This window comes from Nostoc sp. CHAB 5715 (genome assembly GCF_020829685.1).
Classification (GTDB): Bacteria; Cyanobacteriota; Cyanobacteriia; order Cyanobacteriales; family Nostocaceae; genus Nostoc.
Genome location: NZ_JAIVFR010000393.1, coordinates 1 through 6,379, shown reverse-complemented (window position 1 = coordinate 6,379; position 6,379 = coordinate 1). Strand labels below are relative to the sequence as shown.

Sequence of the window (6,379 nt, the reverse complement as noted above, 5' to 3'; positions counted from 1 at the left end):
GAGCTATACAAATCCAAGTTTTTCTACGACAATTTCCAAACTCGCGTCATCGAACTCAACTATAAACATTTGTTGGGTCGTGCCCCCTATGATGAGTCTGATGTGGTTTATCACTTGGACTTATACCAAACCAAGGGATATGAAGCCGACATAGATTCTTATATTGATTCGCCAGAGTATCAATCTAACTTTGGTGAAAATATTGTGCCTTACTATCGCGGCTTTGAAACTCAAACAGGACAGAAAACTGTGGGATTTAGCCGGATATTCCAACTTTATCGCGGCTATGCCAGTAGCGATACCTCCCAACTCAAAGGCAAGTCCTCCCGTCTTGCTAGCGAACTCGGTCGCAATAGTGCATCTGTCGTTGTTCCTCCCTCTGGTGGCCCTTCCGGCTTTTCCTACGTTGCTCCTGAAAAAGGCGTTACCCCTAACAGTACTTTTGGTGGTGCAGGAACTTTCGGCCAAGAAGGCAGACTCTACCGCATTGAAGTGGCAGGCGTTTTTGGGGCTGGGTATCCTAGCACACGCCGGGTCAATCAAGCTGTTATCATACCCTATGAAGGACTATCTGCTTACTTCCAGAGAGTGGTAAAACAAGGTGGCAAAATAGCCAGTGTGAAACCACTTTAGTGTCAATAATCATAAGGACAAATAGAGAAGTCTGAGCGGAGGCTTTGACCATCAGAACTTCTCCCCAAGGAGAGGCTGCGCGAACTGAGACTAATGACAATTTAGAATTGGGAATTAATTTTATGGTTGGACAAATTAGTAGTAGAACAAGTAGTCGCTACTTTCGGTATGAAGTAGTGGGTCTGCGCCAAAGCGAAGAAACCGACAAAACCAATTATCCGATTCGTTCTAGTGGCAGTGTGTTTTTCACAGTGCCTGAGAACCGGATGAATCAGGAAATGCAGCGCATTACTCGCTTGGGTGGCAAAATAGTCAGCATTCAGCCATTGAACGCTGATACAACACATAGCGAACACAACCATGAATCCCAGTCTGGAGAACATTAAAGATTTATCACTGACAGTTGACAATGCCGACGGTGGATCTTTAACTGTAGAGCAGGCGATCGCTAATCTTGAGAGTACAGATTTAGGTCTGCGATTTTATGCTGCCTGGTGGTTAGGAAGGTTTCGCATAAATGAACCAGCTGCGGTTAGAGGATTGATCAAAGCCTTAGAGGATGAAGCCGACAAGACACCAGAAGGCGGATATCCTCTGCGACGGAACGCAGCTAGGGCCTTAGGGAAACTGGGCGATCGCCAGGCAGTATCACCTTTAATTAGGTGTTTAGATTGCTCAGATTTTTATGTGCGGGAAGCGGCGGTACAATCTTTAGAGATGCTGGGCGATCCGGTTTGTATTCCGGCGCTAATCAAGCTATTAACAGTAGGTTTGGAGGGAGAGCAGCTGATATCACAGCCTGATTTATCTCAACCCTACGACGCTATCTTAGAAGCCTTGGGAACCTTAAGAGCGACTGAGTTCGCCCCTTTGGTAAAAGCATTCTTAGAGCATCCAATCGAATTGGTCCAATATTCTGCCGCCCGAGCCATGTATCAATTAACCCAAGAACCAGTTTATGGAGAACGGCTGGTACAAGCTCTGGCGGGAGAGAAATTGCAATTGCGTCGAGCAGTGTTGGCAGATTTAGGAGCAATTGGATATCTACCCGCAGCAAATGCGATCGCACAGACTCTTGCTGAAAATAGCCTAAAGCTAATTTCTCTTAAAGGATTACTAGAACATCAAGTCAATCACACAACACCAAGCACTTTCTCAGAAGGTGCGATTAAAGTAATGAATTTGATGGACTCGCTGTTGTAGTCATAAATTCTAGATAATCAGTTGTTATTAATACGTTACAACCAAATTTTTACTACACATCAACCCCCAAGCTAATTGTAAAATCAGGGCTAGGGGGTTTATGTATGATGCCAACTACGGATAGCTTAAGCTACAATTGGCTGACGACTAATTACTCAAGAAAAATGATTATGAATAACAGCGATCTGGCGCAAATATTGATCCGTGCTGTAGAAGAAGCAGATTCCTCGGATCGGTTATTAGACGCAGTTCAGGAGTTAGCAGCAGCTGGTATAGAAGAAGCTGTTCCTACACTAATTGCAGCTTTAGGCTACAACAATCCAGGGGCGGCGGTGGCGGCGGTAGATGGGCTAATTGCGATCGGGGAAGCCGCAGTATCGCCACTATTGCAACTAATTGATGGCTACAACTATGGTGCTAGAGCCTGGGCTATTCGTGCCTTAGCGGGAATTGGCGATGTCCGGGCCCTGGATACCTTGTTAGAGGCAGCAAAGACCGATTTTTCTCTGAGTGTGCGGCGGGCAGCTGCCAGGGGATTAGGCACTTTGCGCTGGCAGCAAGTATCGCCTGAGAAACTAGAATCTATTCAGACTCAGGTATTAGAGGCGCTATTACTAATTTCTCAAGATCCAGAGTGGGTAGTGCGCTATGCAGCAGTGACAAGTTTAGAAACACTAGCGATCGCCATAGCAGTTACTTTACCCGATCAAGCGTCGCGGATTACAAATCAACTTCAGCAAATGCTCGATACAGATGTTGATCTCGGAGTTCGCACCCGTGTCAAGTTTGCACAGGAAAAAATTCAGCAACAACAACATCAAGAAGTTTTTGCACCTAAAAGAAAGCTACAAGACACTGAAGTACCTCACCGTGGCGGTAGCAGACGGTAAGAAATTCAAGATTTCTAGCTGATTCCAATTGCATGGAATACAAGTTTGTGGTAGGGGTGCATCGCTGTGCATTGGTGTCAACTTAACGTAAAAGCCATGTCCCGCAAGGAACTGAAGTTCCTTGCTAATAGCGAAAGTCATCTTTTGATGACTAAATAATCCGAAAAATCTTTAGTCTACTTTAGTAGACTTTAGCTATTAGCCTGGAACTTTAGTTCCAGGCGGGCGTGGAAGCCAACAGATAAGCGATTTTTAGCTTAAGTTGACACCAATGATCGCTGTGCTACCCCACCGCGTGTTGCATTTAAATGAGAATCGCCTAAAACTAACGAGACAATAAAGACTGAATTTCTCCCTGGATATTGCCACGGGCACATGGTTCAGCGAACTCTGACATTAAAGGAGTAAAGTAGATATGCGATCGCTGTAAAAATCGTTCTAAAACCTGCTGACGACCTGTGATATAATCTGCCTCTGCCATCCAGCTATATTCCTGGCGAATGGCATAGGCATATTCTCCATAATGCACTTGGTTAGTAGCCAAAATCGCTAAATCTGCATCAAGTAGAACTTGGCTATCATAGTCATCCACCGCAGCTTGGTGGTCTTTAGTGTTCAGAATGAGACGCGTGACAATAGTTATGGTACTTTCTGGAATACCCAAATTACTCAGCAGATCAAAAGCATAGTCTGCACTTCGTTGTTCATTATCTTGAGCTTGAGTGTCATACACTACATCATGAAACCAAGCAGCTAGTTGAACAGCAGCTAGATTGCTGGTGTAACCTTGCAAAATCTGAATTATGCTGAGGACGCGATCGATGTGTTTCAATGTATGGTAGTAGCGACCAGGGGTAGAGTAAGCTGCAACCAAGTCATTAAAAGCTTTCTCAGCCGCTACCTGGTCAACACCAAAAGGTTGGAGTATGTGTTGCCAGTTAGAAAATAAGATATGCGTGAGGTTTTCTGTAGGCATAAATGTATAGCAATCCGATTTGATTTCTGAACTTCTTTGTGTAGGTAGGGAGTAGGGAGTAGGGAGTAGGGAGTAGGGAGTAGGGAATCAGCCTTTTCGAGTTGAGGGCGAGTTATTTCAAAAATCAAATAGGAGTCCTATAGTATCCACACTCTTAGTATGACTGAGCTAATCTCTTGTGCTGCAACATCTGTCTAATCAAGTTAGAAATAGATCAACAAAAGGATAACACTTGTCAGTCATTAGTCATTAGTCATTGGTCATTAGTCATTAGCCATTAGTCATTAAGCTATTCTCCCTCTGCCCCCTGCCCCTCTGCCTCCCCTGCCTCCCCTGCTCCCCCTGCTCCCCCATCCCCCACTCCCCACTCCCCACTCCCCACTCCCCACTCGATATATGAAAGCGTCAAAATAGAAGACACAGGCTTTGTACAAAAAGCCTTGCCTTAATTAACGGAGTTTATTATCAGTGGTATTACAAGTACAAACAAGCACCTACGAAGCTAAAACCCAAGAAATTGCTAAACAACTTCTAGCAGCAACGCAGGAAAATCGTTCGTTTTTTTCTTCCCTGCGGGATCAAATGCGCTGGGATGATAAATTACTAGCCTGGGCGATGAGTAATCCTGGGTTACGAGTGCAACTATTTCGCTTTATAGATACGCTACCTGCTTTGCACAGTAAATCAGAAATTGCCTCACATTTACAAGAATATTTAGGCGATGAATCTGTAGAATTACCGGCAACTTTGAAGGGAATGCTAAACTTTGCTAACCCCGACTCTATGCCAGGACAAGTTGCTGCTACAACCGTTGGTACAGCCGTTGAAACTCTTGCTCATAAATATATTTCTGGGGAAAATATTAAACAAGTCATTAAAACAGTTGAACGACTAAGAAAAGAGAAAATGGCTTTCACCATCGATTTACTTGGTGAGGCGGTGATTACCGAAGCCGAAGCGCAGTCTTATCTAGAACGCTATCTAGAATTAATACAACAATTGGTGGAAGCATCAAAGAATTGGTCAGCTATCCCGGCTATTGATGAGGCTGATGGCGAAGCAATCCCAAAAGTCCAGGTTTCTGTGAAGTTAACAGCGTTTTACTCCCAATTTGACCCATTAGATGCTAAAGGTAGTGAGGAGCGAGTTAGCGATCGCATTCGTATTCTCTTACGTCGTTCTAAAGAATTAGGCGCAGCTGTCCATTTTGATATGGAACAGTATGCCTATAAAGACATAACTCTTACCATCCTGAAAAAACTGTTACTAGAAGAAGAGTTTCGGCAACGCACAGATATAGGGATAACTATTCAAGCATATCTGCGTGATAGCGAGCAAGATACTAAAGACGTAATTTCCTGGTTGAAAGAACGTGGCTATCCCCTGACAATCCGCTTGGTAAAAGGCGCATATTGGGATCAGGAAACTATCAAAGCAGCGCAGAAGCATTGGCCACAGCCAGTTTATAACGACAAAGCCGCAACTGATGCTAACTTTGAAACCATCACTCAATTGTTGTTAGAAAATCATCAATATGTGTATTCTGCCATTGGTAGCCATAATGTGCGATCGCATTCTCGCGCCATTGCCATAGCTGAAAGTTTAAATGTCCCCCGCCGTCGCTTTGAATTGCAAGTCCTCTACGGTATGGGTGATAAAGTTGCAAAGGCGTTGGTTGACAGGGGTTATCGAGTCAGAGTTTACTGTCCCTACGGTGAATTATTACCTGGAATGGCGTATTTAATTCGTCGATTGTTGGAAAATACAGCTAATAGTTCCTTTTTACGCCAAAATCTCGAAAATCGACCAATTGAAGAACTATTAGCGCCGCCGATTGTCAAAGATGAAAAGAACTCTTTAACTCCTAACGTACAGACGCGATTAATGAGCCAGCGCGTTGCGGGGGTTCCCCCCGTTGTAGCGACTGGCGTCGCGTCTCTCCAAAGTACAGACGCGATTAATCGCGTCTCTCCTAACTCTCATTTCCTCGGTGCTGCTGATACCAATTACGCCCAGGAAAAGGTGAGAACGAAGGCGGCGCAAGCTTTCCAAAGCGTTCGTCAACAATTGGGTAAAACTTATTTACCACTGATTAATGGCGAATATGTGAATCCGCCGGAATTTGTTGATTCTCTCAATCCTTCTAATTTCAGTGAGGTAGTTGGTAAGGTTGGGTTGATTAGTGTTGAACAAGCAGAACAGGCGATGCAAGCTGCGAAAGCGGCGTTTCCTGGGTGGAAAAAAACACCAGCTAAACAACGCGCTGATATTTTGCGGAAAGCGGGTGATTTGATGGAAGAACGCCGCGCTGAACTTTCAGTTTGGATAGTTTTGGAAGTTGGGAAAGCCGTTAAGGAAGCTGATGGAGAGGTTTCGGAAGCGATAGATTTCTGTCGGTACTACGCTGACGAGATAGAACGATTAGACAAAGGTGTTAATTATGACATATCTGGCGAAACTAATCATTATATTTACCAACCACGCGGTATTGCTATAGTGATTTCTCCCTGGAATTTCCCGCTAGCGATCGCTTGCGGAATGACTGTTGCAGCTTTGGTTTCAGGCAATTGTACTCTCCTCAAACCTGCGGAAACATCTTCTGTGATTGCAGCGAAACTTACAGAAATTTTGGTAGACGCTGGTTTTCCCAAAGGTGTATTTCAATACGTACCTAGAT

At 44.4% G+C, this 6,379-nt stretch carries 5 protein-coding genes and 1 pseudogene; 5 read left to right on the top strand and 1 reads right to left on the bottom strand.

All coding sequences use genetic code 11. The features are described 5' to 3' along the window. The 4 genes and pseudogenes from LC574_RS21075 to LC574_RS21060 all read left to right on the top strand — a co-directional run. Window positions 1–633: phycobilisome linker polypeptide (locus tag LC574_RS21075; protein WP_229455424.1), on the top strand; the 633-nt coding region annotated here is incomplete at its 5' end. 122 nt (window positions 634–755) lie between these two features. Continuing rightward, a pseudogene (locus LC574_RS21070) lies at window positions 756–962 on the top strand (phycobilisome linker polypeptide); the annotation flags it as partial. Between the two features lie 31 nt (window positions 963–993). After that, a complete protein-coding gene (locus LC574_RS21065) occupies window positions 994–1,836 on the top strand; it encodes a HEAT repeat domain-containing protein (RefSeq protein WP_229455422.1) in 843 nt (280 codons plus the stop codon). A 164-nt stretch (window positions 1,837–2,000) separates the two neighbouring features. Further along, complete coding sequence (locus tag LC574_RS21060) at window positions 2,001–2,726, top strand: HEAT repeat domain-containing protein (RefSeq protein WP_306422143.1); 726 nt, start codon at window positions 2,001–2,003, stop codon at window positions 2,724–2,726. A 325-nt stretch (window positions 2,727–3,051) separates the two neighbouring features. Here the strand turns inward: LC574_RS21060 and LC574_RS21055 are convergent, their stop codons facing one another. Next, on the bottom strand, window positions 3,052–3,702 hold the full coding sequence (locus tag LC574_RS21055) for a hypothetical protein (RefSeq protein WP_229455421.1): 651 nt from the start codon (window positions 3,700–3,702) through the stop codon (window positions 3,052–3,054). Window positions 3,703–4,170: 468 nt separating this feature from the next. On the opposite strand from LC574_RS21055, the gene LC574_RS21050 reads away from it, so the two are divergent. Further along, window positions 4,171–6,379: proline dehydrogenase family protein (locus tag LC574_RS21050; protein WP_229455420.1), on the top strand; the 2,209-nt coding region annotated here is incomplete at its 3' end.